This is a genomic window from Cellulosimicrobium composti (genome assembly GCF_009711085.1).
Lineage (GTDB): Bacteria > Actinomycetota > Actinomycetes > Actinomycetales > Cellulomonadaceae > Cellulosimicrobium > Cellulosimicrobium composti.
The window spans coordinates 1-24,514 of record NZ_WMKA01000003.1 but is presented as its reverse complement, the minus strand read 5'-3'; the positions used below and the strand labels follow the sequence as shown (position 1 = coordinate 24,514).

The following is a 24,514-nucleotide window of genomic DNA, read 5'->3' as shown; positions in this document are numbered from 1 at the left end:
CCGTCCGCCGATCGGCACCCCGCGCCGAGATCGGCAGTTCGTGCCGAGCTCGGCAGGTGCAGCTGCCGAGCTCGACACGAACTGCCGACGTCACGGGCGGCGGGGATCAGGGGCGGGCGGCGAAGCGCTCCAGAAGGTCGGCGTGGCCGGAGACGATGAGGAGGTCGTTGGCGCTGACGCGGGTCTCGGGCGTGGCGTAGAGGAAGTCCTCACCGGGGGACTTCACGCCGATGACGGTGACGCCGTAGCGCTCGCGCAGCTTCGACTGGGCCAGGGTGAAGCCCTGGACCTCCTTCGGCGGGCGCATCTTGACGATGGTGAAGCCGTCCTCGACCTCGATGTAGTCGAGGAGCTTGCCGGACACGAGGTGGGCGACGCGTGAGCCCGCGTCGGCCTCGGGGAAGACGACGTGGTGGGCGCCGATGCGCTGGAGGATGCGCCCGTGCTCGGCGGAGACCGCCTTGGCCCAGATCTGCGGCGTCCCGAGGTCCACGAGGTTGCCGGTGATGAGCACGCTCGCCTCGAGCGACGTCCCGACGCCGACGACGGCGACGGGGAAGTCCCGTGCGCCGAGCTGCTCGAGCGCGACGGGGTTGGACGCGTCCGCCTCGACGAGGGGGAGCTGCCCGCTCCACTGGGCCACGAGGTCGGGGTCGCGCTCGACGGCGAGCACGTCCTGCCCGAGCCGGTCGAGCGTCGCCGCGATCGCCGTGCCGAAGCGGCCGAGCCCGATCACGAGGACGCCGGCGTCCTTGCGGGGCGCCTTCGCCTCGTCGCGGCGCGCGCGCTCGGCGCGGCCCCGCTCGGCGATGCGCCGCGCCACGGCGCCCGCGGGCGCGTCGTCCTTCCCGTCGGCGGCGCGGGAGAAGGGGTCGGTCACGGTGGGGCCTTTCGTCGGTCCGGAGGGTCGGCGGGTGCCCGACGGCGGTGCGCGCCGCGGGCGGGTCGCTCACCCGATGATGGGGCGCTCCTCGGGGTAGCGCACGATGCGGCGGCGGTCGCGCAGCGCGAGCGCCGCGGCGAAGGTCATGGTCCCGGTGCGCCCGACGAACATGAGCGCGACGAGCACGTACTTGCCCGCGTCGGGGAGCCCGGGCGTGATGCCGGTGGTGAGGCCGACGGTCGCGAACGCGGAGATGGTCTCGAAGAGGATGACGTCGAGCGTCTCGCCGGTGATCTCGAGCAGCAGGAGGCTGGACACGAGCACGGCGGTCGCGCCGACGAACGACACCGCGACGGCGAGGCGCAGCGTGTCGCGCGGGATGCGGCGGCCGAACGTCTCCATGTCGCGGTCGCCGCGGGCCTCGGACACGATCGCGATGAGCATGACGGCGAGGGTCGTGACCTTGATGCCGCCCGCGGTGGACGCGGAGCCGCCGCCGACGAACATGAGCGCGTCGGTGATGAGCCAGCTCGCCTCGTGCATGCCTCCCGTGTCGACGGTGGAGAACCCGCCGGAGCGCGGCATGACGCCCGCGAACAGGGACGCGAGCACCTTCTCGCCGAGCGCGAGCGGTCCGAGGGTGCGCTCGTTCGTCCACTCGAGGGCCGCGAAGAGGACCGTCCCGACGACGACGAGCACCGCGCTCGTGGAGAGCGTGAGCTTGGTGTGCAGGTTCCACTTGGCGGCGCGTCGGCGGTTGCGCATGACGTTGAGGATCACGGGGAACCCGAGGGACCCGATGAACACGCCGAGGATGATCGGCAGGCACAGCATCCAGTCGCCGACGTACGGCGCGAGTCCCTGCTCGGTCGGGATGAACCCCGCGTTGTTGAAGGCGGAGATGCCGTAGAAGATGCCGTGCCACGCCGCCTCGCCGAACGTCTCCTCGAGCACGACGAACCGCGGGAGCAGGAGCAGCGCGATGAGGAGCTCGAGCGACGTCGAGGTGATGATGACGACGCGCACGAGCGAGCCGACCTCGCCGAGCCGCGTCGTCTTCGTCTCCGACGCGGTGAGGAGCTTCTGCGTGAGGCCGATCCGGCGCGACACGGCCATGCCGAGGATCGACGCGAGCGTCATGACCCCGAGGCCGCCGATCTTGATGCCGAGCAGGATGACGACCTGCCCGTACGTGGACCAGTAGGTCCCGGTCGGGACGACGACGAGCCCCGTGACGCACACCGCGGACGTCGCGGTGAACAGCGCGTCGACGAACGGCGCGGCGCGCCCGCTCGCGGTGGCCCAGGGCGCCATGAGCAGGGCGGTGAAGACGGCGATGACCGCGGCGAACACGGTGACGGCGAGGCGGGCGGGCGACTGCCGGGCGAGGCGGTCGACGATCTCCCGCCCTCGGAACAGGCGCCCCGTCATGCTCGTCGGCATGGAGCCTCCCTCACCACTCGCGTCACTCTGCCACGGGCGGGGCGGCCCGTCATGTCGCCGCTCCGGCGCCGGGACATCATGCCCTCCCGGGCGGCTGCGCGGGGGACGCCGGTCCGTCCGACGGTCCGGCGGGGCGAGCGCGCGCCGTCGGGCGTTACCGTGAGCCATGCCCTCGACCGACCCGACGTCGTCGCCCGAGGCCGCCCGTGCGGCGGCCGCGGCACCCGGAGCCTGCGTCGTGTGGAGCCCGGAGCTCCTCGGGTACGACTTCGGTCCCGGCCACCCGATGGCGCCCGCGCGGCTCGACCTGACGATGGGGCTCGTGCGCGCGCTCGGTCTGCTCGACGACGGCCCCGGCGTGACGTTCGTGCACCCCGAGCCCGCGTCCGACGAGGTGCTGGAGCTCGTGCACGACCCGGAGTACGTCGCGGCGGTCCGTGCCGCGTCCGAGCACGGGACGACCGACCCGCACCGCGGGCTCGGCACGGAGGACGACCCGGTGTTCCCGGGCATGCACGAGGCCGCGGCCCGGATCGTCGCGGGCTCGTGGGCCGCGGCGGGCGAGATCGCCGCGGGCCGCGCGGTGCACGCCGTGAACGTCGCGGGCGGGATGCACCACGCGCGCGCGGGTGCGGCGTCGGGGTTCTGCGTCTACAACGACGCCTCCGTCGCGATCCGCCGCCTGCTCGACGAGGGCGTCGAGCGCGTCGCGTACGTGGACCTCGACGCGCACCACGGCGACGGTGTCGAGGAGGCGTTCTGGGACGACCCGCGCGTGCTCACGGTCTCCGTCCACCAGAGCGGCACGACGCTCTTCCCCGGGACGGGCTTCGCCACGGACGTCGGGGGGCCCCGGGCGCAGGGCACCGCCGTCAACGTCGCGCTGCCGCGCCGCACCGACGGCGCGCGGTGGCTGCGGGCGGTCGACGCCGTCGTGCCGGCGGTGCTGCGGACCTTCGGGCCCGACGTCCTCGTGACGCAGCACGGGTGCGACGCCCACGGCGAGGACCCGTTGTCCGACCTCGACGTCTCGGTCGACGCGCAGCGCACCGCCGCCGCGTGGGTGCACGACCTCGCGCACGAGCTCACGGGCGGGCGGTGGCTCGCGCTCGGCGGCGGCGGGTACGCGATCGCGCGGGTCGTGCCGCTCGTGTGGTCGGCCGTGGTGGGGGAGGTCGTGCACCGTCCCGTGACCGCGGGCGCGCCGCTGCCGCAGGAGTGGCGCGCGCGGGTCGCCGAGGTCGCCGGGTTCGACGCCCCGCGGGAGTTCGGCCCGCCCGTGGAGGTGCGGCGCTGGCGCAGCGGCTACGACCCGGACGACGAGGTCGACCGCGCCGTCGCCGCCACGCGCCGCGCCGTCTTCCCGCTCCTGGGCCTCGACCCGCACTTCGACTGAGCGGGCCCGACCGCGCGCCGTCGTGCGCCCGTCCGGTGCCCGGGTGCCCGTCCACGTACCGGGGCACGAGCGCGAGCAGGTAGGCTAGGGGGCGGATTTCTCTCGTGTTGGTCGGCTCGCGGCGCCCCAGTGGTCGCCGGGGCGCCCCGATCAACCGTGGACCACACGCGGCCGGTCGACCGGTCGCCGACCGACACGCCGTTCGAGCATTGCGAGGACCGTATGGGCTCCGTCATCAAGAAGCGCCGCAAGCGCATGGCCAAGAAGAAGCACCGCAAGCTGCTTCGCAAGACGCGTCACCAGCGTCGCAACAAGAAGTGACGTCGCGCGCGTCCTGACGCGCCGACCCGTCGTCGAGCCCGGCCCCTCCCGAGGGACCGGGCTCGACGCGTCTGCGCCCGCGGTGCGGCGCCGCCACCGCCCCGCCGACCCGCAGCCCCAGGGCGTCAGAGGCGGGCGATGCGGCGGTCGACGGCGCGGCGCACGGAGCGCAGGACGAGCGCGGCGGCCCACGCGGCGCCGGCCCAGCTCGCGGTGCGCACGCTGCTGCGCGCGACGCGGCGGCGCCGGCCGCGGAACTCGCGGATCGGCCACCCGACGTCCTGGGCGTGGCGGCGCAGGCGCGCGTCGGGGTTGATGGGGCACGGGTGCCCGACGGCCTCCATCATGGCGACGTCGTTGAGCGAGTCGCCGTAGGCGTAGGACGCGGCCAGGTCGATGTCCTCGCGCTCGGCGAGGGCGCGCACGCCGGCGGCCTTGGCGCGGCCGTGCATCATGTCGCCCACGAGCCGGCCGGTGTAGAAGCCGTCCTCGTGCTCCGCGACGGTGCCGAGGGCGCCGGTCGTGCCGAGACGGCGGGCGATGAGCTCGCCGATCTCGACGGGCGTCGCCGAGACGAGCCACACCTGGTGCCCCGCCGCGAGGTGCTCGTCGAGCAGGCGCCGCGTGCCGGGGTAGATGCGCAGCGACAGGACGGTGTCGTACACCTCCTCGCCGATCGCGGTGACCTCCGCGACGGAGCGCCCGGCGATGAGCGCGAGCGCGCGCGACCGGATGCGGTCGATCTGCTGCTTGTTCTCGCCGAAGAGGAGGTAGCGCGCCTGGTGCACCGCGAAGCGCACGATGTCGAGCGTGGAGAAGAACTCGCGCTGGTAGAGGGCGCGTGCGAGGTGGAACGACGAGGCGCCGCGGATGATCGTGTTGTCGACGTCGAAGAACGCGGCGACGCGGTGCGGGGGCGGTGGGGCGGGGCGTCCGGCGCCGGGCGCGTCCTCGCCGGTCGACCCGGGGGGCAGGTCAGGGCCCGGGCCGGAAGACGTCGCCATGCGTCTACTCTAGGCGGTCGCGCCCGCGGCTCCTCGTACGCTGGGGGCGTGAGCACGCCCGACGCCCCGACCCCTCCCGTCCTGCTGTACGGCCGCGCGGGGTGCCACCTGTGCGACGACGCGCGCGCCGTCGTCGAGGCGGTGTGCGCCGAGGCGGGGGTCGCGTGGGCGGAGGTCGACGTCGACGCCCCGGACGCGGACCCGGCGCTGCGCGAGCAGTACGGCGAGTACGTCCCGGTCGTCACGGTCGGGGGCGTGCAGCAGGGCTTCTGGCGGGTCGACGCCCGGCGGCTCGCGCGCGCGGTCGCCAGGATTTCGGCCGCGCGCACGGACCTGGGATGATTCCCCCGGAAGAGCGCGACCGTCGACGAGGACGGTCCCAGTGACGGCGAGGTGACGGGTGGCTGAGCAGGTAGTCGGTGAGGTGACGGCGCCGGGGATCCCGAGCGCGACGGTGGCGCGGCTCCCCTCCTACCTGCGGGCGTTGCGCGATCTCGTGTCGCGCGGGGTGGCGACGACGTCGTCGGTCGAGCTCGCGGAGCTCTCCGGCGTCGGGCCCGCGCAGCTGCGCAAGGACCTGTCGTTCCTCGGCTCGTTCGGGACGCGCGGCGTCGGGTACGACGTCGACTCGCTCGCGCAGTACATCACCGAGGCCCTCGGCCTCGTCGACGAGCACCGCATCGCGATCATCGGGATCGGCAACCTCGGGCACGCGCTCGCCAACTACTCGGGCTACGAGCAGCGCGGCTTCCACGTCGCGGCGCTCCTGGACGCGTCGCCGGACGTGGTGGGCACGCGCGCGGCGGGTCTGGTCGTGGAGCACGTCGACGCGCTCGAGGAGGTCGTCGAGCGCGAGAAGGTGTCGATCGTCGTGCTCGCGACGCCCGCGGCCCACGCGCAGGCGGTCGCGGACCGGGTCGTCGCGGCGGGCGTGCGCGAGATCCTCAACTTCGCGCCGCGCGCGCTGCAGGTGCCCCCGGACGTCGACGTGCGCGGGGTCGACGTCGGCAGCGAGCTGCAGATCCTCGCGTTCCACTCGCAGGCGCGCGCCCTCGCGGAGTCGCAGGGCCGCTGAGCCGACGGGCCGCGGCGCCCGTCCGGGACCCGGGGCGGGCCCGCCGGGGAACGACGACGGGGCCGCGTGCTCGCGCACGCGACCCCGTCGCCCGGCGCCCTGCCGGGAGCGCCCTTCCCGGGAGGCCCCGGGACGTCGTCAGGCCTGCTTGATGGCCGAGACGTCGAGCGAGATCTTGATCTTGTCGCCCACGAGGACGCCGCCGGTCTCGAGCGCGGCGTTCCACGTGAGGCCGAACTCCTTGCGCGAGATCTCGGTGGTGGCCTCGAACCCGGCGCGCGAGTTGCCGAACGGGTCGGTCGCGGTGCCCGCGAACTCGGTCTCGAGCTCGACCGGCTTGGTCACGCCGTTGATGGTCAGGTCGCCCGCCACGACGTAGTCGTCGCCGTCGCCGGTGATGCGCGTCGACGTGAAGGTCCACGTCGGCTTGTTCTCGGCGTCCCAGAAGTCAGCGCTGCGCAGGTGGTTGTCGCGGTTCTCGTCGCCCGTGCTCACGGACGCGGCGTCGAGCTCGGCGGTCACGGCGGTCGACTCGAGGTCGTCGCCCACGGTGATGGTGCCGGCCGTGATGGCGAGCGTGCCGCGCACCTTGGAGATGCCGGCGTGGCGGACGCTGAAGGCCGCCTGCGAGTGGGACGAGTCGAGGGCGTAGGTGCCGGAGGTAAGCCCGGTGGGCAGCGACGAGGCCATGGATGCTCCTGTGAGGGTCGTGGTCCGCGGACCGACTTGGTTGAAGGTTCAACTTCGTACGGAGCGTATCAACAGCGACGGTCGATCCGTCTATTCCCGGTGGGGTGGAACAATGTGGGACGACGCCCCGCACCTGACCGCGCCCCTCCGCACACCGCACGAGGACCCATGACGAGCAACGACGTCGACAACCCCCCGATGACGTCCGCACCCCGCACCGCCTCCGCGACCGACGAGCCCCGCTGGCTCGACGCCGAGCAGCAGCGGCTCTGGCGCGCCTACCTCGACGGGACGGTGCGCTTCATCGAAGCCGTGGGCCGCGACCACGAGGAGCGCTCCGACGTCTCCCTCAACGAGTACGAGCTGCTCGTGCGGCTCTCGGAGAGCCCGGACCACACGCTGCGCATGTCGGCGCTCGCGGACGGTCTCGCGCGCTCGCGCAGCCGCGTCACGCACACGGTCGCGCGCATGGAGGCGCGCGGCCTCGTGCGCCGCTCGGCGAGCACGGGCGACCGGCGCGGCGTCAACTGCGCGATGACGAGCGAGGGCTACCGCGTGCTCGTCGCGTCCGCGCCCGCGCACGTCGCAGCCGTGCGGCGGTACATGGTCGACGTGCTCACCCCCGAGCAGTTCCGCGCGCTCGGCGAGGCGATGGCCGCCGTCGCCGCCGCGTGCAAGGGGGAACGCGCCTCCTGACGTCGCGCGTCACCCGGGCGCGGTGCCACCCGGCCCGCGGAGTGCGGGACACTGGTGCGCATGGTCTCCACCATCGTCCACCTCCTGCGCCACGGCGAGGTCCACAACCCCGACGGCGTCCTGTACGGCCGCATCCCCGGCTACCACCTGTCCGAGCGCGGCCACGAGATGGCCCGCCGCGTCGCCGCGCACCTCGCGGGCGAGCCCGGCCCCGACGGGACGTCGCGGCCGCGGGCCGACCTCGCCGTCGTCGTCGCGTCCCCCCTCCAGCGCGCGCAGGAGACGGCGACGCCCGCCGCGGAGGCGTTCGGCCTCGAGCTCGGCACCGACGACCGACTCATCGAGGCCGCGAACCACTTCGAGGGCATGACGTTCGGCGTCGGCGACGGCTCGCTGCGGCACCCGCAGCACTGGCGCCACCTGTGGAACCCGTTCCGCCCGTCCTGGGGCGAGCCGTACGTCGAGCAGGTCGCGCGCATGCGGGCCGCCGTCGCCGACGCGCGGGACAAGGCCGCGGGGCGCGAGGCGCTGCTCGTCAGCCACCAGCTCCCCGTCTGGCTCACCCGCCTCAGCTACGAGAACCGCCGCCTGTGGCACGACCCCCGCAAGCGCGAGTGCTCGCTCGCGTCCCTCACGTCGCTGCACTTCGAGGACGACCGCCTCGTCGCGCTGCACTACACCGAGCCGGTCGCCGACCTCCTGCCGGGCGCCGCGCAGGTCGCGGGGGCGTGACGTCGGTCATGGTCCGTGCGGTCGCGGGGGCCGCGGCGCCCGAACCGTCCCGTTCGGGCGTGGCGCAGGTCACGTCTCCCAGGTGGCGTCCAGGAACCGCGGGCAGGGTGCTCCCTGTGATGCCGCTGTGACCGCACCCTCGCGCGCGCGCGACGCGCACGCCCTCCCCGTCGCGACCGGCCCGACGCCGGCCCCGCGCCGCCGTGCGCCCCGCGCCGGCCGCCGCGCGCTCGCGGCCGGGGTCGCGCTCGCCGCGACGCTCGGCCTCGCCGCGTGCGCCCAGGACTCCGGCGCGACGACCGACGTCGTGGGCCAGGGCTACGTCTCGGGCGACGGCTCGGTCCGCACGTGGGACGCCGGCGAGCGGGGCGACGTCGTGACGCTCACCGGCACGGACTACGAGGGCGAGCCCGTCGACACGAGCGCGTGGGTCGGCGACGTCGTCGTGCTCAACACCTGGTACGCGGCGTGCGCGCCGTGCCGGGCCGAGGCGCCCGACCTCGTCGCCCTCGCGAACGACCGCGCCGACGACGGCGTGCGGGTGCTCGGCATCAACACGACCGACGAGGCCGGCGCCGCGCAGGCGTTCCAGCGCCGCTTCGAGGTGCCCTACCCGTCGATCGACGACCGCAGCGGCGAGGTCGTCGCCGCGCTCTCGGGCACCGTGCCGCTCCAGGCCGTGCCGTCGACCGTCGTGCTCGACCGCGAGGGCCGCGTCGCCGCGCGCGTCATCGGGCTCGCCGAGGGCTCGACGCTCACCGCGCTCGTCGACGACGTCCTGGGCGAGGACGAGGCGGACGGCTGATCGTGGTCTCCCTCGCGCCCCTCGCCGCCACCGCCCCGGCCGTGCTCCCCGCGGCCGCCGCGACGAGCGTGGGCGACACGTTCGCCACGACGGTCTTCAGCGGGTCGATGCTCCTCGCGGTCCCGGTCGCGATCCTCGCCGGGCTCGTGTCCTTCGCGTCGCCGTGCGTGCTGCCCCTCGTGCCCGGGTACGTCGGGTACGTCTCGGGGATGGCCGCGGCGAGCGCCGGGGGCGGCCGTGTCGGGTCCGGCGGCACGACGACGGCCACGCGCGTCGCGGCGCCGAGCCGTGGCCGCGTCCTCGCGGGCGTCGGGCTGTTCGTCGCCGGGTTCACCCTCGTGTTCGTCGCGCTCATGTTCGCGGCGGGCGCGGTCGGCGTGCACCTGGTCCGCTGGGAGGACGTCATCCAGCGCGTCCTCGGCGTGGTCGTCGTCCTCATGGGGCTCGCGTTCCTGGGCGCGGTCCCGTTCCTCCAGCGCGAGCGGCGCCTGCACCTGAGCCCGCGGGCCGGGCTGTGGGGGGCGCCGCTGCTGGGCGTCGTGTTCGGCCTCGGCTGGACGCCGTGCCTCGGCCCGACGCTCGTCGCCGTGCAGGCGCTCTCGCTGAGCGAGGCCTCGGCGGGTCGCGGCGCGATCCTCGGGGTCGCGTACTGCCTCGGCCTCGGTGTGCCGTTCCTGCTCATCGCGCTCGGGCTCCAGAGCTCGCAGCGCATGCTCGGCTTCCTGCGCCGGCACCGCCTCGCCATCATGCGGATCGGCGGCGGTCTGCTGGTGCTCATCGGCCTCGCGCTGGTCACGGGCCTGTGGACGACGTGGACGACGTCGCTGCAGGGCTGGATCGGCGGCTACGTGACGGTGGTGTGAGATGACCGAACGGACCGGTCAGGCCGAGAGGTCGGGCGAGCAGGCGGCGGGGTACCGCCCCGAGGGCATCGACGACGCGTTCGCCGCCGGGGGCGGCGGGGGCACGACACCCGCGCTCCCGAGCCTCGGCTGGCGCGGCACCCTGCGCTGGACGTGGCGCCAGCTCACGAGCATGCGCGTCGCGCTCATGCTCCTCATGCTGCTCGCGGTCGCGGCGGTGCCGGGCTCCGTCCTGCCGCAGCGCCCGCAGGACCCGGCCGCGGTGCTGCGCTACCTCCAGGAGAACCCGACGACGGGGGAGTGGCTCGACCGACTCGGCTTCTTCGACGTCTACGCCTCGGTGTGGTTCTCGGCGATCTACCTCCTGCTGTTCGTCTCGCTCGTCGGCTGCATCCTGCCGCGCACGAAGGCGCACTGGCAGGCCCTGCGCACGCGCCCCCCGCGCACGCCCCGCCGGTTCGACCGCTTCCCCGCGCAGGCCCGCGCCGTGACGGACGCGACGCCCGACGACGTCGTCGCGGCGGCGAGCACCCACCTGCGCGGGCGGCTGTCCTGGCTCCCGACCTTCCGCGTCGACACCGGGACCGAGGACGCGGCCCCCGCGCGCGGCCGCTCCGCGGCGCGTCCCGCCGCGCGCACGGTGTCGGCCGAGCGCGGGTACGTGCGCGAGACGGGCAACCTGCTGTTCCACCTGTCCCTCGTCGGCCTCCTGGTCGCCGTCGCGACGGGACAGCTCCTGCACTACCGCGGGCAGGCGATCGTCACGGAGGGCCGCGGGTTCGCGAACGCCGTCGTCGACTACGACACGTTCGAGAACGGCGCCTGGTTCCGTCCGTCGTCGCTCGTCCCGTTCTCGATGACGCTCGACGCCTTCGAGTCCGAGTTCGCGGCCGACTCCGTCGCGTTCGCCCAGTCGCGGGACTTCACGGCGACCGTGACCGTGCGCGACCCCGACGGCGAGACGCACGAGGAGACGATCAAGGTCAACCACCCGCTCACCGCGGGCGGCGCCAAGATCTACCTCCAGGGCAACGGCTTCGCGCCCGAGGTCACGGTGCGCGACGCCGACGGCGAGGTCGCGTTCTCCGGCCGCGTGCCGTTCCTCCCCGAGGACACGATGTACACGTCGCGCGGCGTCATCAAGGTGCCGGACGTCTCGCCCGGTCTCGACCAGATCGGCCTCGTCGGGTACTTCCTGCCGACGGCGGAGCTCAGCGAGGACGGCGCGACGGCGACGTCCGTGTACCCGCAGCCGATCAACCCGCTGCTCGTGCTCGAGGTGTACCGCGGCGACCTCGGCCTCGACGAGGGGCTGCCGCAGAACGTCTACCGCCTCGACACGGACGACCTCACGCCCTCGGTCGACGCCGACGGCCGGCGCGTGCGCCTCCTCGTCGCCCCGGGCGAGACCGTGGACCTCCCGGACGGCCTCGGCACGATCTCGTTCGACTCGCTGCCCCGGTACGTCGCGCTCGACCTGCGCCACGACCCGTCGCTCACGTGGGTCCTCGTGTTCGCGCTCGGGGCGCTCACCGGGCTCGCCGTCTCGCTGTTCACGCCGCGTCGCCGCGTGTGGGTGCGCGCGTGGCGCGAGGACGTGCCCGGGTCGGACGACGACGGCGCACCGCGCGAGCGCACGGTCGTCGCCGTGGCCGGGCTGGCCCGCGGGGACGACGCCGGCCTGCAGGGCGAGGTCGACGCGCTTCTCGCCGCGCTCCCGGGCGTGGCACCATCGGGTGAGGGCGACCTCACCGACCCGGCGGGCCCCACGCCGGCCGACCGCACCTCCACGCCTGCGGCCCCCGCCCAGGACCCGACCGCGCGCGACCGCGCACGAAAGGCTGACCGATGACCGTAGCCGAGCTGAGCCAGGACCTCGTCTGGGCCGCGGCGACCGCGCTGACCGTGGCGCTCGTCGCGTTCGCGATCGACCTCACGCGGCTTGCGGGCCGTCCCGAGGCCGAGGCGGACGCGCACGACGAGGGCGCCGAGCGCACCGAGGTGCTCGCGACCGCCGCCGCGGGCGGGACGACGCCCGCCTCGCCCTACGGCCCCGGTGCGGTGGCCCCTGCGGCACCGGCCGCGGCCCCCGCGCCGTCGCGCAAGGCCGCGAACATCGGGATCTCGGTCACGTGGCTCGGCACCGCGCTGCTGCTCGTCGCGATCGTCACGCGCGGCATCGCCGCCGGGCGCGCGCCCTGGGCCAACATGTACGAGTTCACGCTCGTCGGCGCGTTCGTCGCGCTCGCGGTGTTCCTGGGCGTGTCCGTCACGCGCGACGTGCGCTTCCTCGGCTCGTTCGTCACGGGCCTGTCGGTGCTCTTCCTCGGCCTCGCCCAGAACGCCTTCTTCGTCGTCGCGACGGGCGTCCAGCCCGCGCTGCAGTCCTACTGGCTCGTCATCCACGTGGGCGTCGCGATCATCGCCACGGGCATCTTCACCGTCGCGTTCGTCACGTCGGCGCTGCAGCTCCTGCGCGACTCGCGGGACGGCGGCAACGCGGTGCTCGGCGCGCGCGGCTGGCGCTGGCTCGACACGACGCCCGGGCCGGTGCAGCTCGAGGCGCTGAGCTTCCGCCTCAACGCGGTCGCGTTCGTGCTGTGGACCTTCACGATCATCGGCGGCGCCATCTGGGCCGAGCACGCGTGGGGCCGCTACTGGGGCTGGGACCCCAAGGAGGTCTGGAGCTTCGTCGTCTGGATCGTCTACGCGGCCTACCTCCACGCGCGCACGACCCGCGGGTGGTCCGGGCGCCGGGCCGCGTACTTCGTGCTCGTCGGCTACGCGTGCGTGCTGTTCAACTTCACGGGCGTGAACCTGCTGTTCAACGGCAAGCACTCCTACTCGGGCCTCACCACGGAGTAGCGGCACCGGCTACCCGGGCCTCACTACGGAGGAGAGGCACCACGCGAACGGCGCCGCCGCACACCCGTGCCGCGGCGCCGTCCGCATGCTCGGCGCCGCCGCGTCCCCCGCCGGGCCGCGGTCAGCGGACGGAGTCGTCCCCGTCGTCCGAGCCGTTGCTCGCGCCGGGGCGCGGGGCGTCGCCGTCGTCCTCCGGGCGGGTGGGCGGGCCGTCCGCCGTGCCGGGGCTCGTGCCGCGCGCCTGACGACGGCGCTCCTGCTCGAGCCGCCAGAGGAAGTCCGGGTCGTCGTCGGGCGCCACGGGCGCGTTGCGCCGCCGCCGCGCACCGGGCGCCGGCGGCGTGCCCGGTCGGCCGCCCGCGTAGCGCGAGCCGGAGCGGCCCGCGCGCTTGACGAGGATCCACGCGATCGGCCCGAGGAACGGCAGCAGGATGATGAGGACCACCCACAGCCCCTTCGGGATCCCGCCGCGTTCCTCCTCGTCGCTCGAGGCGAGGTCGACGAGCGCGTAGACCGCGAGGCCGACGGCGAGGAGAGGGAGCAGCACGCGAAGCATGGCTCCAGCCTACGGGCCGTACCCTGGAGTCGTGCCTGTCGTCGTCTACTCCGTCCTGCGCCTGCTGCTCTTCGCGGTCGCGCTGGGAGTCCTCTGGTTCGCCGGCCTGCGGGACTGGCTCCTCGTGCTCGTCGCCGCGGTCGTCGCGCTCATGCTCTCCTACCTGACCCTGCGCGGGCCGCGCGAGGCTGCCTCGCGCTACCTCGCGGCGCGCGCCGAGCACCGCGCGCGCACGGGGGAGCGGTTCTCGCGCGAGATCGAGGACGACGCCGCCGCGGAGGACGCCGCTCTCGACGCGCAGTCGGGCGACGCGCCGGCCGGCGACGGGGCTGCGCCCGCGCGCTGAGCGGACTCCCTCACCGGGAGCCGCGGCCCTCGTCGGGAGCCCGGCCCTCGTCGAGAGTTCGGCCCTCGCCGGGGGCCGGGGTCACAGGGCGAGGCCGACCCCCAGCAGCACGCCGTAGGCGAGCTCGTACAGGCCGGTCCCGGCGAGCACCGGGACGAGCAGCGGGCCTCGCGCGCCCGCTATCACGGGGACGCTCAGCAGCGCCGCGGGCAGCAGGAGCAGGAGCGTCGCGAGCGCCCACGGCGACGCGAACGCGCACACGACCGCCAGCAGCAGCGGGAGCCAGATCATCGCGACGTACGCGCGGCGCGCCCGGAAGTCGCCGAGCCGCACGGCGAGCGTGCGCTTGCCCGCGACGACGTCCGTGGGGATGTCGCGGACGTTGTTGACCATGAGGATCGCGCACGCGAGCAGGCCCACGGCGACGGCGCCGACGACCGACGGCCACGTGACGACGCCCGCCTGGGTGTACGTGGTGCCGAGCGTGGCCACGAGCCCGAAGAACACGAACACGCCGACCTCGCCGAGGCCGCGGTAGCCGTACGGGTTGCGTCCGCCCGTGTAGTACCAGGCGGCGAGGATCGCGAGCGCGCCCACGGCGATCAGCCACCAGTGGCCGGTGACCGCGCAGAGCACGAGCCCGAGCACCGCCGCGACGCCGAACGCGCCGAACGCGGCGGCGCGCACCTGGCCGGGGCGGGCCGCCCCGGTCGCGGTGAGGCGCATCGGCCCGACGCGGTCGAGGTCCGTGCCGCGCACGCCGTCGGAGTAGTCGTTGGCGTAGTTGACGCCCACCTGGAGCGCGAGCGCCACGCCGAGCGCGAGGAGCGCGGGTCCGAGCGCGAAGCCGCCCACCTGGGCCGCGGCGCCCGACCCGACAAGGACGGGGGTCGCGGCGGCGGGCAGGGTCCGCGGGCGGGCGCCCGCGATCCACTCGGTGGTGCTGGCCATGGTGCTCCGTCTCGGTCGTGCGGCTCGTGCGGGGTGCGGGTCGCGGCTCAGCCGCCCGGGGCCGCGACGTGCGCGGCGGCGAGCCGGGCGACCGCGGCGCGGTCCACCTTGCCGGGCCCGCGCCTCGGGAGTCCCGGGACGACGAGCACGCGGCGGGGCGCGGCCGGCCGCTCCAGCCTATCGGCGACGCGGGCCCGCACGGCGGCGACGAGGTCGGCGGGGGCGTCCGCGACCGGTGCGGCACCGTCGGGGACGTCGTCGCCGCGCGCCGCGTCGCGCAGCGTGACGACGGCGACGACCTCCTGGCCCCACTCGGCGTGCGGGACCCCGACGACGCACGCCTCGCCCACGCCGTCGACCTCCGTGACGACGTCCTCGACCGCCGCCGGCGCGACGTTGACGCCGCCCGTGACGACGACGTCGTCCGCGCGCCCCAGCACCGCGAGCACGGGGCCGCCGGGCGGACCGTCGAGCCGGCCGAGGTCGCTCGTGCGGAACCAGCGCGTGCCGTCGTCGTCGGTGCGGAACGCGGCGGCGGTCGCGTCCGGGGCGCCGCGGTAGCCGGTCGCGAGGAACGGCCCGGCGAGCTCGACGACACCGGCGCCGTCCTGCGCCGTGGACAGGACGAGCCGGACGCGCGCGCCGGGGAGCGGGACGCCGTCGTAGACGCACCCGCCGGACGTCTCCGTCATGCCGTACGTGGTCACGACGCGCGCGCCGGCCTCGCGCGCGCGGCGCAGCAGCACCGGGGGCGTCGCCGCGCCGCCGAGCAGCACGGCGTCGAGGGCGCACAGCGCGTCGAGGCCCGCGGCGCCGTCGTCGTCGCCGGCGTCCGCGGCCGCGACGAGCCGGTGCAGCTGCGTGGGCACGAGGGAGACGTAGCGGCGCTCGCCGTGCGGGGAGCGCGCCACGAGGTCGGCAAAGCCGCGCGGGGTGAACGGCTCCCCGGCCGGGGCCGCGGTGAGCCCGCGGCCGGCCGCGTGCGCGCGCGCGACGACCTGCACGCCCGCGACGTGGGTGGCGGGCAGCGTGAGCAGCCAGTGCCCGGGCCCGCCGAGACGCTCGTGCGTCGCGGCGCCCGAGGCGCGCACGGCCGCGGCGGTCAGCAGCACCTCTCGCGGGTCGCCGGTCGACCCCGACGTGCGCAGGACGAGCGCGGTCCCGGGCGGCAGGTCCACGGCACCCGGCCGTCCGGCACCGCGGAACGGGAGCAGGGGCACGGGCGCGACGGCCGGCCCCGCGCCGTCGAGCGCGGCGCCCACGGACCGGACGAGGTCGTCGAGATCGGCGGGGACGACGGCGCGGGTCACCGGATCAGCGTAGGCCGGGCCGTAGGGTGACCCCGGACGCACGTCCGTCGAGGGGCTGTCACGGGGCTCGGGCCCTGGGCCGACGGGAGGGTCGAGGGTGACGAGAACGGGACGAGGGGCCGGGCTCGGCCCCGCGCGGGCGGTCTTGCTCGTGGCGGCGCTGCTCGCGCTCACGGCGTGCGGCGGCGAGGAGCCCGCGACGCCGGTGACCGAGACGGTCGACGCGGAGGTCGCCGCGGACAAGGGCACGCCCCCGACGCCGGAGGTCCCGCTCGTCTGGCCGCTCACCGGCGTCGCGGCCGAGGAGGTCGCGGACCGGCCGGCGCTCGCGGTGAAGATCGAGAACGCCCAGCAGGCGCGCCCGCAGACGGGCCTCGAGCAGGCCGACGTCGTGTGGGAGGAGGTCGTGGAGGGCGGCATCACGCGGTTCGTCGCGGTCTACCACTCGCAGGTCCCCGAGCTCGTGGGCCCCGTCCGGTCGGTGCGCCCGATGGACCCGGCGATCGTCGCGCCGCTGCACGGCGTCCTCGCGTACACGGGCGGCCAGGAGCCGTTCGTCGACGCGGTCGAGGCGGCCGGCACCCAGTCCGTGGTCATGGACGAGGGCGACGACGGCTTCGTCACGACGCGGGCCCGGCGCGCGCCCCACAACGTCTACGCGAGCCCCGAGGAGCTGTGGGCGCAGGCCGACGACGGTCGGGCCGCGCCACCGCCCGCCCAGCTCGTCTTCGCGCGCGAGCCGGGGACGGGCACCGCGACCGCGACGGGTACCGAGGCGGCGCGCCTCGACGTGCGGCTCACGTTCGCGAGCCGCGCGGTGTGGGAGTGGGACGGCGGCGAGGGGCGCTGGGTGCGCAGCGAGGGCGACGCCCCGGCCGTGTCGTCCGACGAGGTGCGGCTCGCGGCGACCAACGTCGTGCTCCTCGCGGCGCCCCTGCAGAACACCCGGTTCAAGGACCCCGCCGGGGTGCCCGTGCCCGAGACGCTGCTCGTCGGCACGGGGGACGGCGTGGTCGCGAGCGGCGGCCGGCAGGTGTCCGTGACGTGGTCCAAGGAGGCCGTCGACGCGCCCCTCGTGCTCACGGGCGCGGACGGGGCGCCCGTCGAGCTCGAGCCGGGCACGACGTGGCTCGAGCTCGTCCCGCTCGGCTCGGGGAGCTGGGAGATCGGCTGACGCGCGGGCGCCCGCTCGTGCGGCGCTCATCCCGCGGGCGGACGACCGCTCCGTCCCGAGGAGGACCGGCCGCCGCGCAGGTCGAGCCGCGGGGCCGACGCGGCGAGGGGGCCGCGGACGGCACCGTGGAGTCATGGCAACCGTCGTCCCGCACCCCGTCCACCCGTCCCAGCCCGACGCCCCGCGCGAGGGCGCCTCGCCGACGCCGCTCCCGCCGTCGTACGCGCCGCGCGCCGCGCGCGACGACGAGCCGGGCGTCGCGCGCTCGGCGGCCCCCGTCGCCGTCTCCGTGGGCCTGCTCTTCGGCCTCGCCGTCGCGGCGGCGTTCGTCGGCCGCGGCCTCATCGAGATGCTCACGAGCCTCGTCGGCGGCTCCTGACCCGACCGGTCGCGCGCCGCTCGCAGCCACCCCGCGGTGGCTCAGAACGCGTAGCCGAACCGGCCCCAGTCCGGGTCGCGCCGCTCGAGGAACGCGTCGCGCCCCTCGACGGCCTCGTCCGTCATGTACGCCAGGCGCGTCGCCTCGCCCGCGAAGACCTGCTGGCCCATGAGCCCGTCGTCCGCGAGGTTGAACGCGAACTTGAGCATCCGGATCGCCTGCGGCGACTTCGTCGCGATCACTCGCGCGTACTCGATCGCGAGCGCCTCCAGGTCCGCGTGGTCCGCGACCTCGTTCACCGCGCCCCACTCGTAGGCGTCCTGCGCCGAGTACTCCCGCGCGAGGAAGAAGATCTCCCGCGCGCGCTTCTGCCCCACCTGCCGCGCGAGGTACGCCGACCCGTAGCCGCCGTCGAACGACCCGACGTTCGCGTCGGTCTGCTTGAACCGCGCGTGCTCGCGGCTCGCGATCGACAGGTCCGCGACGACGTGCAGCGAGTGCCCGCCCCCGGCCGCCCACCCGTTGACGACCGCGACGACGACCTTGGGCATCGTCCGGATGAGCCGCTGCACCTCGAGGATGTGCAGGCGCCCCACGCGCCCCGGGTCGACGGCATCGCGCGTGTGCACGTCGCCCCCACCGTCGGGCGCGGTCGTGTACTGGTACCCGGAGCGGCCGCGGATGCGTTGGTCGCCGCCCGAGCAGAACGCCCAGCCGCCGTCCTTGGGCGAGGGCCCGTTTCCCGTGAGGAGCACGGTCCCGACGTCGGACGTCATGCGCGCGTGGTCGAGCACGCGGTAGAGCTCGTCGACGGTGTGGGGCCGGAACGCGTTGCGCACCTCCGGGCGGTCGAACGCGACGCGCACGACCGGCAGGTCGCGCACGACGGCGCCGTCCGGGTCGCGCTCGACGCCGCGGTGGTAGGTGATGTCGGTGAGCCCCTCGAACCCGTCGACGTCGCGCCACGCGCGGGGGTCGAACGTCTCGGAGACCTGGCGGGGGAGGGCGGGGGAGTCGTCGGTGCTGCTCACGCCCGCCACGGTAGCCGGTGCGCGGCCGGGCGGCGTGCGCGCGACGTCGTGAGGCCGAGGACGAGGCCCGCCGCCACGACGAGCGTCCCCACGAGGGGCCGCAGGCCCGGCTCCTCGAACCCGAGCACGACGGACGCGGCGAGCGCGGCGACGGGCAGCAGGCCCGCGAGGAGGCCCGCCCGCGCGGGGCCGATCGCCGCGAGCCCGGAGTACCACAGGAGGAACGCGACGGCCGTGACGACGACGGCGAGGAAGCCGAGCGCGGCGAGCTCCCCGGCGTCCGGCACCGCGAGGAAGGGGCGTCCGGCGAGGTGCTGCGCGGCCAGGCCGAGCGCCGCGAGCTGGGGGACGGCGAGCACGCACGCGTACGCGGAGACGCGCAGCGCGCCGAGCGTCGGCAGGAGCGGCACCGCGAGGAGCGAGAAGCACACCTCGCACGCGAGCGCGCCGAGCGCGAGCACGACGCCGACGGCGTCGCCCGAGCCGCCGCCCTCGACGACCACGACGCCGGCGGTCACGACGACCGCCGCCGCGAGCGTGCGCGCGGCGACGCGCCGGGCGCGCAGCGCGGCGGACGCGGCGAGCACGACGGGCGAGGCTCCGACGACGGCCCCGACGAGCGACGGGTCGGTGCGCGCGGCGCTCTCGACGACGAGGACGCTGAAGCCGACGAGGCCCGTCGCCGCGAGGGCGGCGAGCCGCAGCAGCGCGCGCGGCGACGGCACGACCCAGGGCGCGCGCCGCACGGCGAGGACGGCGAGCAGCACGAGCGCGGCGACGGCGTAGCGCACGGCCTGACCGCCGAGCACGGGGAAGCCGGCGAGCGCGGCCGACGCGACGAACGAGGCGCCGACGATCGCCATGGCGGCCGCGCAGCGCAGGTCGCCGGTCCGGGTGGCGAGCGTCCCGGTGGGGAGGGAGCGGGCGGGAGCGGTGGTCACCCGTCGACCGTAGGAGCGTGCTGGACCACCGTGCAGAGCCAGGTCGTGCCTGGTTCACTGGGCCAGATGACGACGCGCCTCGAGCCCGACGCGCTGCTGCTCGTCCTCGGCCCGCGCCCCGGCCGGGACGTCGGCCGGTGGCTGGGCGACGGGCTGCGCGCCGCGGTCGTGGACGGTCGGCTCGAGGCCGGGACCGTGCTGCCCTCGGGCCGGGACGCCGCGGCGGCGCTCGGCGTCTCGCGCGGGACGGTCACGGCCGCCGTCGACGTGCTCGTGGGCGAGGGTCTGCTCGTGTCGCGCCCGCGCTCGGGCGTCGTCGTGGCGTCTCTGCCCGCGCCCGACCGCGCCGCGCGCGCGGCGACCCGAGCGGAGCCGGCGCCGGGCGGCGGTGCGCCGCGCGGGGTGAGCGTGGGCACGCCCGACCCGGCGCTGTTCCCGCGCGCGGCGTGGGCGCGCGCGGTGCGCGACGGCGTCCGCGGTCTCGCCGACGCCGACCTCGGTTACCCGGACCCGCAGGGTCTGCCCGCGCTGCGCGAGGCGCTCGCGGTGCACCTGCGCCGAGCGCGCGGCGCCCACGTGACGGCGTCCGACGTCGTCGTGGTCAGCGGCGTGGCGCAGGGGCTCGCGCTGCTCGCGCGCCTCCTCGCGACCGGCCGGGTCGCCCCGAGCCCGGGCGTGCGCGGGGGCCCCGCGCCGGGGGATCCGGTGCGCGTGGCGGTGGAGGACCCGTCGTCGCGCGGGGCGCTCGACCTGCTGCACGACGCGGGTCTGCGCACGGCCGGGGTGCCGGTCGACGCGGACGGGCTGCGGGCCGACCTGCTGCCGGACGACGCGCGCGCCGCGCTCGTGACGCCGGCGCACCAGTTCCCGCTCGGGGTCGTGCTCGCGCCCGCGCGGCGCCGTGCCCTGCTCGCGTGGGCAGCGGCGGGGGACCGGCTCGTCCTCGAGGACGACTACGACGCCGAGCTGCGCTACGACCGCCGGCCCGTGGCGTCGGTGCAGGCGCTCGACCCGGAACGTGTCGTACTGCTCGGCTCGGTCTCCAAGCTCCTGTCCCCGGCGCTGCGCCTCGGCTGGGTCGTCGCGCCGCCGCGCGTCGTGGGCCCGCTCGTGGAGGCGAAGCGCCGTGCGGACCTCGGCACGTCCGTGCCGGAGCAGGCGGCGCTCGCGGCGCTGCTCGGCTCGGGCGCGTACCAGCGGCACCTGCGGCGCGCGCGGCTCGTGTATCTGCGGCGGCGGCGCGCGCTGCTCGACGCGCTCGCGACCGCCCTGCCCGGCGTCCGCGTGGGCGGTGTCGCGGCGGGGCTGCACCTCGTCGTCCCCGTCCCGGGCCCGGCCGCGGAAGCGGCCGCGGTCGCGGGGCTGCGCGCCGTGGGCGTGCCGGCGGATCCTCTCGGGGGCACGTCCTCGGGTCGTGCCGGGCACGGCGTGGTCGTGGGCACGGCACGCGTCCGGGAGGGCGACGTGCCGGGGGTCGTGCAGGTGCTCCGGGCCGCGTGCTTGACGCCGGACGAGGAACTGGTACGTTAGTACCAGTTCTGCGCACGACGGCGGGCCCTGCCACCCGGTGCGCCGACCCCAGGGAGCATCCCCATGGCATGGATCGTCCTCATCGCGTCCGGCATGCTCGAGGCCGGCTGGGCGCTGAGCCTCAAGGCCTCGCACGGCTTCACGCGCCTGTGGCCCAGCGTCGGGTTCGTCGTCATGCTCGTGCTGAGCATGGTCGGGCTGAGCATCGCCCTGAAGTCGCTGCCCGTGGGCGTGGCCTACGGTGTCTGGGTGGGGATCGGCGCCGCGCTGACGGCGGTCCTCGCCGTCGTCCTGTTCGACGAGCCCGTGACCGTCCTCAAGGTGATCTCCCTCGTGCTGATCGTCGCCGGGGTCGTCGGGCTCAACCTCTCCGGGGGAGGGCACTGACACCGATGCCGACCGAGACCGCCCCGTCGCGGCCCGCGCCGCGCCGCCAGGCCCGCGGCGTCGCACGCCGCGAGGCGATCGTGCGCGCCGCCGCCGACCTCATCCTCCGCGAGGGCCCCGCCGCGGTGACGCACCGCGCCGTCGCGGCCCGCGCCGACGTCCCGCTCGCCGCGACGACCTACTACTTCACGGGCCTCGACGACCTCATCGGCGCGGCCGGCGAGGTCATCGTCGCGGGCTGGGCCGAGCACGCCCGCGGGGCCGCCGAGCGCGCGGCCCGCGGCGGCGACCGCGCGCGCCTCGACGCCCACGTGCTCGTCGACGCGGTGCTGCCGCCGGGCGGCGAGTCCGAGGTGCGGGGCTTCTACGAGCACCTCGTCGGGGCCGGGCGCTACCCGGCGCTCGCGCGCGCCTACGGCGAGGGTCGCCAGGGCCTCGACGACGCGATCGCGCAGCTCCTCGCCGTCCGCGGCCTCGGCAGCGTCCCGCCCGCGCTCGTCGTGGCCGTCGTCGACGGCGCCGCGGTGAGCGCGCTGAGCGAGGGTCGCGACGTGCGCGCGCTCGCCGTCCAGCTCGTCGCCGACCTCGTCGGGCGCGCCGCCGCGAGCTGACCCCGGCGGGCGGCGGGCGCGACCGGCCCCGGCCGCCCGGTAGCCTCGCGGGCCATGAGCCGCCGACCACCAGCCCCCCGGCCCTCCGTGCGCGACCGCCTGGTCCCGGAGGGCGTGCGGGCCGTCACGTCGACCGTCGTCGCGCTCGTCGTCGCCCCGCTCGTCGTCGTGCTCACGGCGGGCCCGCTCGGCCTCGACCCGGACGGCGTGCCCGTGGCCGCCGGGCTCCTGGCGTGGGCCGTGCTCTCCGGGCTCTACTGCACGCTCACGTGCGTCGCGTTCGCGGGACGCCGCGGGCGCGCGCTCGAGCGGGCGCTCCTCGACGCCCACCCGGACGGGCGCGGGCGCGCCCGCAGGCTGCTCCTCGGGGGCGGGTCGGCCGCGTGGTCGGTCCAGTTCGCCGTCATGGCACTGCTCGTCGGGGTCGCGCTCGCCCAGGGGTCCGCGTGGGCCGCCGTCCCCGGGATGACGGTGCTCGGCGTCGCGGTGATCGTCGCGTCGTGGGTCACGGTCCTCGTCTCCTACACGGTGCACTACGCACGCCGCGACGTCGCCGCCGGCGGCGCGGGCGGGTTCGGGTTCCCCGGTGACGGCCCGCGGGCCTTCGCCGACTACGTGTACCTCGCCGCGGGCGTGAGCACGACGTTCTCCACCGCCGACGTCACGGTGCTCGACACCGCCACGCGCCGCATGGTCACGACGCACGCCGTCGTCGCGTTCGCGTTCAACGCGGTCATCGTCGCCCTCGTCGTCGTCGTGCTCGTCAGCTCCTGAGCGCGGCGCCCGGGTGGTGATGCGGCGTGCTGCCGCCGGTGGTGACATAGCCTGGAGGCGTGCCCGACTCCCGCACCGTCGTCTACCGCACCCGGCTCACCACGCGCTTCCGCGGCCTCGACACGCGTGACGGCGTGCTGCTGCGCGGCGACGCCGGGTGGGGCGAGTTCTCACCGTTCTGGGACTACGACGACGCCGAGTCCGCGGCCTGGCTGCGCGCGGCGCACGAGGCCGCGCACCACGGGTGGCCCGACGCCGTCCGCGACCGCGTGCCCGTCAACGTCACCGTGCCCGCGGTCGGGCCCGACCGCGCGCGCGAGCTCGTCGCGGCGTCCGGCGGGTGCCGGACCGCGAAGGTCAAGGTCGCGCAGCGGGGCCCCGACGGCGCGCTCGAACCGCTCGACGCCGAGGTCGCGCGGCTCGAGGCCGTGCGCGACGCGCTCGGCCCGGACGGCCGGGTGCGGGTGGACGCGAACGGCGCGTGGGACCCCGACGAGGCGCTGCGGCGCCTGCCGCACCTCGACCGCGCAGCGGGCGGGCTCGAGTACGTCGAGCAGCCGTGCCCGGACGTCGCGGGGCTCGCGGCCGTCCGGCGCGGCCAGCGCGGCGACACCGCCGTGCCCGTCGCCGCGGACGAGTCGATCCGGCGCGCCGAGGACCCCCTCGCCGTCGTGCGCGCCGACGCCGCGGACGTCGTCGTGCTCAAGGTCCAGCCGCTCGGCGGCGTGCGCGCGTGCCTCGACCTCGCCGAGCAGGTGCGGCTGCCCGTCGTCGTGTCGTCCGCGCTGGAGTCGTCCGTCGGCATCGCCGCGGGCGTCGCGCTCGCCGCGGCCCTGCCCGAGCTGCCGTACGCGTGCGGGCTCGCGACCGTCAACCTCTTCGCGGCGGACGTCACGGACGCCCCGCTCGTCCCCGTCGGCGGCGCCCTGCCCGTGACCCGCCCCGCCCCGTCCGCCGCCGCGCTCGCCACGACCGCGCCCGACCCCGGGACGGACCGGCGCTGGCGCGAGCGACTCGACCGCGTCGCGGGCCTCCTCGCGTCGGCGGGGGGTGCCCGGTGAGCGACCTGCTGCTCGACGGCCTCGACGCCCAGCCCCCCGCGGTGCGCAGCGCGTTCGCGCTCGTGCACCGCCTCGTGCTCGGCGGCGTCGCCGACGTCGTGCTCGCCCCCGGGTCGCGCAGCGCGCCGCTCGCCTACGCGCTCGCGGCGGCGTCCGACCACGGGCTCCTGACGCTGCACGTGCGCGTCGACGAGCGCTCGGCCGGGTTCCTCGCCGTCGGGCTCTCGCGCGGCGCGGGCCCGCTCGACCGCGCGGGCGTGGCGCTGCCGCGCCCGGTCGCCGTCGTCACGACGTCGGGCACGGCCGTCGCGAACCTGCACCCCGCGGTGCTGGAGGCGCACCACACGGGCGTCCCGCTCGTGCTGCTCACCGCCGACCGGCCGCACGAGCTGCGCGGCACGGGGGCGAACCAGACGACGCACCAGGCGGGGATCTTCGGCCCCGCCGTGCGGTTCGCGGCCGACGTCCCCGCGCCCGACGGCCGGCCCGGCGAGGTGCGCGACCTGCTCGCGCTCGCGGGCCGCGCGCTCGGCGAGGCGCTCGGCGCGCGCTCGGGTCACCCCGGCCCCGTGCACCTCGACCTCGCGTACCGCGAGCCCCTGGTCCCGCTCGGCAGCGTCGGCGGCGCCGCACCCGCGCGCGCGGCTGCACCGGCGCCCGCTCCCGACGCCGCGCGTGCGACCGCGGCCG

28 protein-coding genes are annotated in these 24,514 nt (G+C 76.3%); 19 read left to right on the top strand and 9 right to left on the bottom strand.

Annotation, left to right across the window (positions count from 1 at the left end):
• Positions 1-106 precede the first annotated feature (106 nt).
• Positions 107-811 carry a potassium channel family protein gene (locus tag GJV82_RS01915; protein ID WP_024841792.1) on the bottom strand — a complete coding sequence of 235 codons (705 nt, stop codon included), beginning with the start codon at positions 809-811 and terminating at the stop codon, positions 107-109.
• A 138-nt stretch (positions 812-949) separates the two neighbouring features.
• Positions 950-2,326, bottom strand: coding sequence for a TrkH family potassium uptake protein (locus GJV82_RS01910; protein ID WP_155098048.1), 1,377 nt, complete (start codon positions 2,324-2,326; stop codon positions 950-952).
• Positions 2,327-2,492: 166 nt separating this feature from the next.
• Here GJV82_RS01910 and GJV82_RS01905 point away from each other — a divergent pair, with 166 nt between their 5' ends.
• Together GJV82_RS01905 and GJV82_RS01900 are read left to right on the top strand one after the other, a co-directional pair.
• On the top strand, positions 2,493-3,722 hold the full coding sequence (locus GJV82_RS01905) for an acetoin utilization protein AcuC (RefSeq protein ID WP_155098047.1): 1,230 nt from the start codon (positions 2,493-2,495) through the stop codon (positions 3,720-3,722).
• 222 nt (positions 3,723-3,944) lie between these two features.
• A complete protein-coding gene (locus GJV82_RS01900; RefSeq protein WP_003792170.1) occupies positions 3,945-4,043 on the top strand; it encodes a 30S ribosomal protein bS22 in 99 nt (32 codons plus the stop codon).
• A gap of 125 nt (positions 4,044-4,168) precedes the next feature.
• Here GJV82_RS01900 and GJV82_RS01895 read toward each other — a convergent pair whose 3' ends face one another.
• On the bottom strand, positions 4,169-5,047 hold the full coding sequence (locus GJV82_RS01895; RefSeq protein ID WP_115942013.1) for an HAD family hydrolase: 879 nt from the start codon (positions 5,045-5,047) through the stop codon (positions 4,169-4,171).
• Positions 5,048-5,095: 48 nt separating this feature from the next.
• Here GJV82_RS01895 and GJV82_RS01890 point away from each other — a divergent pair, with 48 nt between their 5' ends.
• Complete coding sequence (locus tag GJV82_RS01890) at positions 5,096-5,389, top strand: glutaredoxin family protein (RefSeq protein WP_312028591.1); 294 nt, start codon at positions 5,096-5,098, stop codon at positions 5,387-5,389.
• Between the two features lie 58 nt (positions 5,390-5,447).
• The gene (locus GJV82_RS01885; protein ID WP_081772463.1) at positions 5,448-6,122 is read left to right on the top strand and encodes a redox-sensing transcriptional repressor Rex; all 675 of its coding nucleotides are present in this window, start codon (positions 5,448-5,450) and stop codon (positions 6,120-6,122) included.
• Between the two features lie 138 nt (positions 6,123-6,260).
• Here the strand turns inward: GJV82_RS01885 and GJV82_RS01880 are convergent, their stop codons facing one another.
• The gene (locus GJV82_RS01880; protein WP_024841798.1) at positions 6,261-6,812 is read right to left on the bottom strand and encodes a YceI family protein; all 552 of its coding nucleotides are present in this window, start codon (positions 6,810-6,812) and stop codon (positions 6,261-6,263) included.
• Positions 6,813-6,980: 168 nt separating this feature from the next.
• Here GJV82_RS01880 and GJV82_RS01875 point away from each other — a divergent pair, with 168 nt between their 5' ends.
• The 6 genes from GJV82_RS01875 to ccsB all read left to right on the top strand — a co-directional run bounded on the left by GJV82_RS01875 (position 6,981) and on the right by ccsB (position 12,773).
• Positions 6,981-7,508: a MarR family winged helix-turn-helix transcriptional regulator gene (locus GJV82_RS01875; protein ID WP_024841799.1), complete on the top strand. Its 528-nt coding sequence runs from the start codon at positions 6,981-6,983 to the stop codon at positions 7,506-7,508.
• 60 nt (positions 7,509-7,568) lie between these two features.
• The gene (locus GJV82_RS01870; protein WP_155098046.1) at positions 7,569-8,240 is read left to right on the top strand and encodes a histidine phosphatase family protein; all 672 of its coding nucleotides are present in this window, start codon (positions 7,569-7,571) and stop codon (positions 8,238-8,240) included.
• Between the two features lie 127 nt (positions 8,241-8,367).
• On the top strand, positions 8,368-9,045 hold the full coding sequence (locus GJV82_RS01865; RefSeq protein WP_404812910.1) for a TlpA family protein disulfide reductase: 678 nt from the start codon (positions 8,368-8,370) through the stop codon (positions 9,043-9,045).
• 68 nt (positions 9,046-9,113) lie between these two features.
• Complete coding sequence (locus tag GJV82_RS01860) at positions 9,114-9,908, top strand: cytochrome c biogenesis CcdA family protein (protein ID WP_318657198.1); 795 nt, start codon at positions 9,114-9,116, stop codon at positions 9,906-9,908.
• Position 9,909: 1 nt separating this feature from the next.
• A complete protein-coding gene (gene resB, locus GJV82_RS01855) occupies positions 9,910-11,760 on the top strand; it encodes a cytochrome c biogenesis protein ResB (protein ID WP_155098045.1) in 1,851 nt (616 codons plus the stop codon).
• Positions 11,757-12,773 (top strand): c-type cytochrome biogenesis protein CcsB, encoded by a 1,017-nt coding sequence (ccsB, locus tag GJV82_RS01850; protein ID WP_155098044.1) that lies wholly within the window; start codon positions 11,757-11,759, stop codon positions 12,771-12,773. Before resB ends, ccsB begins: the two co-directional genes overlap by 4 nt.
• A gap of 121 nt (positions 12,774-12,894) precedes the next feature.
• Here ccsB and GJV82_RS01845 read toward each other — a convergent pair whose 3' ends face one another.
• Positions 12,895-13,329 carry a PLD nuclease N-terminal domain-containing protein gene (locus GJV82_RS01845; protein ID WP_115942017.1) on the bottom strand — a complete coding sequence of 145 codons (435 nt, stop codon included), beginning with the start codon at positions 13,327-13,329 and terminating at the stop codon, positions 12,895-12,897.
• 31 nt (positions 13,330-13,360) lie between these two features.
• On the opposite strand from GJV82_RS01845, the gene GJV82_RS01840 reads away from it, so the two are divergent.
• On the top strand, positions 13,361-13,675 hold the full coding sequence (locus tag GJV82_RS01840) for a DUF4229 domain-containing protein (RefSeq protein WP_024841806.1): 315 nt from the start codon (positions 13,361-13,363) through the stop codon (positions 13,673-13,675).
• Positions 13,676-13,756: 81 nt separating this feature from the next.
• On the opposite strand, the gene GJV82_RS01835 is transcribed toward GJV82_RS01840, so the two are convergent.
• Positions 13,757-14,626 carry a 1,4-dihydroxy-2-naphthoate polyprenyltransferase gene (locus tag GJV82_RS01835; RefSeq protein WP_155098042.1) on the bottom strand — a complete coding sequence of 290 codons (870 nt, stop codon included), beginning with the start codon at positions 14,624-14,626 and terminating at the stop codon, positions 13,757-13,759.
• A gap of 47 nt (positions 14,627-14,673) precedes the next feature.
• Positions 14,674-15,936, bottom strand: coding sequence for an AMP-binding protein (locus tag GJV82_RS01830; protein ID WP_318657177.1), 1,263 nt, complete (start codon positions 15,934-15,936; stop codon positions 14,674-14,676).
• Positions 15,937-16,033: 97 nt separating this feature from the next.
• On the opposite strand from GJV82_RS01830, the gene GJV82_RS01825 reads away from it, so the two are divergent.
• Positions 16,034-17,110, top strand: a complete 1,077-nt coding sequence (locus GJV82_RS01825; protein WP_318657176.1) for a DUF3048 domain-containing protein — start codon at positions 16,034-16,036, stop codon at positions 17,108-17,110.
• 133 nt (positions 17,111-17,243) lie between these two features.
• On the top strand, positions 17,244-17,489 hold the full coding sequence (locus tag GJV82_RS01820; protein WP_024841810.1) for a hypothetical protein: 246 nt from the start codon (positions 17,244-17,246) through the stop codon (positions 17,487-17,489).
• A 41-nt stretch (positions 17,490-17,530) separates the two neighbouring features.
• Here GJV82_RS01820 and GJV82_RS01815 read toward each other — a convergent pair whose 3' ends face one another.
• Both GJV82_RS01815 and GJV82_RS01810 read right to left on the bottom strand, forming a co-directional pair.
• Positions 17,531-18,520 (bottom strand): 1,4-dihydroxy-2-naphthoyl-CoA synthase, encoded by a 990-nt coding sequence (locus GJV82_RS01815; protein WP_318657175.1) that lies wholly within the window; start codon positions 18,518-18,520, stop codon positions 17,531-17,533.
• The gene (locus GJV82_RS01810; protein WP_318657174.1) at positions 18,517-19,461 is read right to left on the bottom strand and encodes a DMT family transporter; all 945 of its coding nucleotides are present in this window, start codon (positions 19,459-19,461) and stop codon (positions 18,517-18,519) included. Before GJV82_RS01810 ends, GJV82_RS01815 begins: the two co-directional genes overlap by 4 nt.
• 66 nt (positions 19,462-19,527) lie before the next feature.
• Here GJV82_RS01810 and pdxR point away from each other — a divergent pair, with 66 nt between their 5' ends.
• The 6 genes from pdxR to GJV82_RS01780 form a co-directional block, all read left to right on the top strand.
• Positions 19,528-20,991: a MocR-like pyridoxine biosynthesis transcription factor PdxR gene (gene pdxR, locus GJV82_RS01805; RefSeq protein ID WP_155098039.1), complete on the top strand. Its 1,464-nt coding sequence runs from the start codon at positions 19,528-19,530 to the stop codon at positions 20,989-20,991.
• 63 nt (positions 20,992-21,054) lie between these two features.
• Positions 21,055-21,378, top strand: a complete 324-nt coding sequence (locus GJV82_RS01800; RefSeq protein WP_155098038.1) for a DMT family transporter — start codon at positions 21,055-21,057, stop codon at positions 21,376-21,378.
• 5 nt (positions 21,379-21,383) lie between these two features.
• A complete protein-coding gene (locus tag GJV82_RS01795) occupies positions 21,384-21,989 on the top strand; it encodes a TetR/AcrR family transcriptional regulator (RefSeq protein ID WP_155098037.1) in 606 nt (201 codons plus the stop codon).
• A gap of 54 nt (positions 21,990-22,043) precedes the next feature.
• On the top strand, positions 22,044-22,763 hold the full coding sequence (locus tag GJV82_RS01790) for a DUF1345 domain-containing protein (protein ID WP_155098036.1): 720 nt from the start codon (positions 22,044-22,046) through the stop codon (positions 22,761-22,763).
• Positions 22,764-22,822: 59 nt separating this feature from the next.
• A complete protein-coding gene (locus GJV82_RS01785) occupies positions 22,823-23,824 on the top strand; it encodes an o-succinylbenzoate synthase (RefSeq protein ID WP_318657173.1) in 1,002 nt (333 codons plus the stop codon).
• Positions 23,821-24,514: thiamine pyrophosphate-binding protein (locus tag GJV82_RS01780; RefSeq protein ID WP_318657172.1), on the top strand; the 694-nt coding region annotated here is incomplete at its 3' end. The genes GJV82_RS01785 and GJV82_RS01780, both read left to right, overlap by 4 nt.

Excerpts from the sequence above, each read along its gene's own strand:
- GJV82_RS01795 (WP_155098037.1), top strand. The coding sequence starts at position 21,384 with ATGCCGACCGAGACCGCCCCGTCGCGGCCCGCGCCGCGCCGCCAGGCC.
- GJV82_RS01800 (WP_155098038.1), top strand. The coding sequence starts at position 21,055 with ATGGCATGGATCGTCCTCATCGCGTCCGGCATGCTCGAGGCCGGCTGG.
- GJV82_RS01875 (WP_024841799.1), top strand. The coding sequence starts at position 6,981 with ATGACGAGCAACGACGTCGACAACCCCCCGATGACGTCCGCACCCCGC.
- GJV82_RS01895 (WP_115942013.1), bottom strand. The coding sequence starts at position 5,047 with ATGGCGACGTCTTCCGGCCCGGGCCCTGACCTGCCCCCCGGGTCGACC.
- GJV82_RS01900 (WP_003792170.1), top strand. The coding sequence starts at position 3,945 with ATGGGCTCCGTCATCAAGAAGCGCCGCAAGCGCATGGCCAAGAAGAAG.
- GJV82_RS01790 (WP_155098036.1), top strand. The coding sequence starts at position 22,044 with ATGAGCCGCCGACCACCAGCCCCCCGGCCCTCCGTGCGCGACCGCCTG.
- GJV82_RS01835 (WP_155098042.1), bottom strand. The coding sequence starts at position 14,626 with ATGGCCAGCACCACCGAGTGGATCGCGGGCGCCCGCCCGCGGACCCTG.
- GJV82_RS01910 (WP_155098048.1), bottom strand. The coding sequence starts at position 2,326 with ATGCCGACGAGCATGACGGGGCGCCTGTTCCGAGGGCGGGAGATCGTC.
- ccsB (WP_155098044.1), top strand. The coding sequence starts at position 11,757 with ATGACCGTAGCCGAGCTGAGCCAGGACCTCGTCTGGGCCGCGGCGACC.
- GJV82_RS01905 (WP_155098047.1), top strand. The coding sequence starts at position 2,493 with ATGCCCTCGACCGACCCGACGTCGTCGCCCGAGGCCGCCCGTGCGGCG.
- GJV82_RS01880 (WP_024841798.1), bottom strand. The coding sequence starts at position 6,812 with ATGGCCTCGTCGCTGCCCACCGGGCTTACCTCCGGCACCTACGCCCTC.
- GJV82_RS01820 (WP_024841810.1), top strand. The coding sequence starts at position 17,244 with ATGGCAACCGTCGTCCCGCACCCCGTCCACCCGTCCCAGCCCGACGCC.
- pdxR (WP_155098039.1), top strand. The coding sequence starts at position 19,528 with ATGACGACGCGCCTCGAGCCCGACGCGCTGCTGCTCGTCCTCGGCCCG.
- GJV82_RS01845 (WP_115942017.1), bottom strand. The coding sequence starts at position 13,329 with ATGCTTCGCGTGCTGCTCCCTCTCCTCGCCGTCGGCCTCGCGGTCTAC.
- resB (WP_155098045.1), top strand. The coding sequence starts at position 9,910 with ATGACCGAACGGACCGGTCAGGCCGAGAGGTCGGGCGAGCAGGCGGCG.
- GJV82_RS01870 (WP_155098046.1), top strand. The coding sequence starts at position 7,569 with ATGGTCTCCACCATCGTCCACCTCCTGCGCCACGGCGAGGTCCACAAC.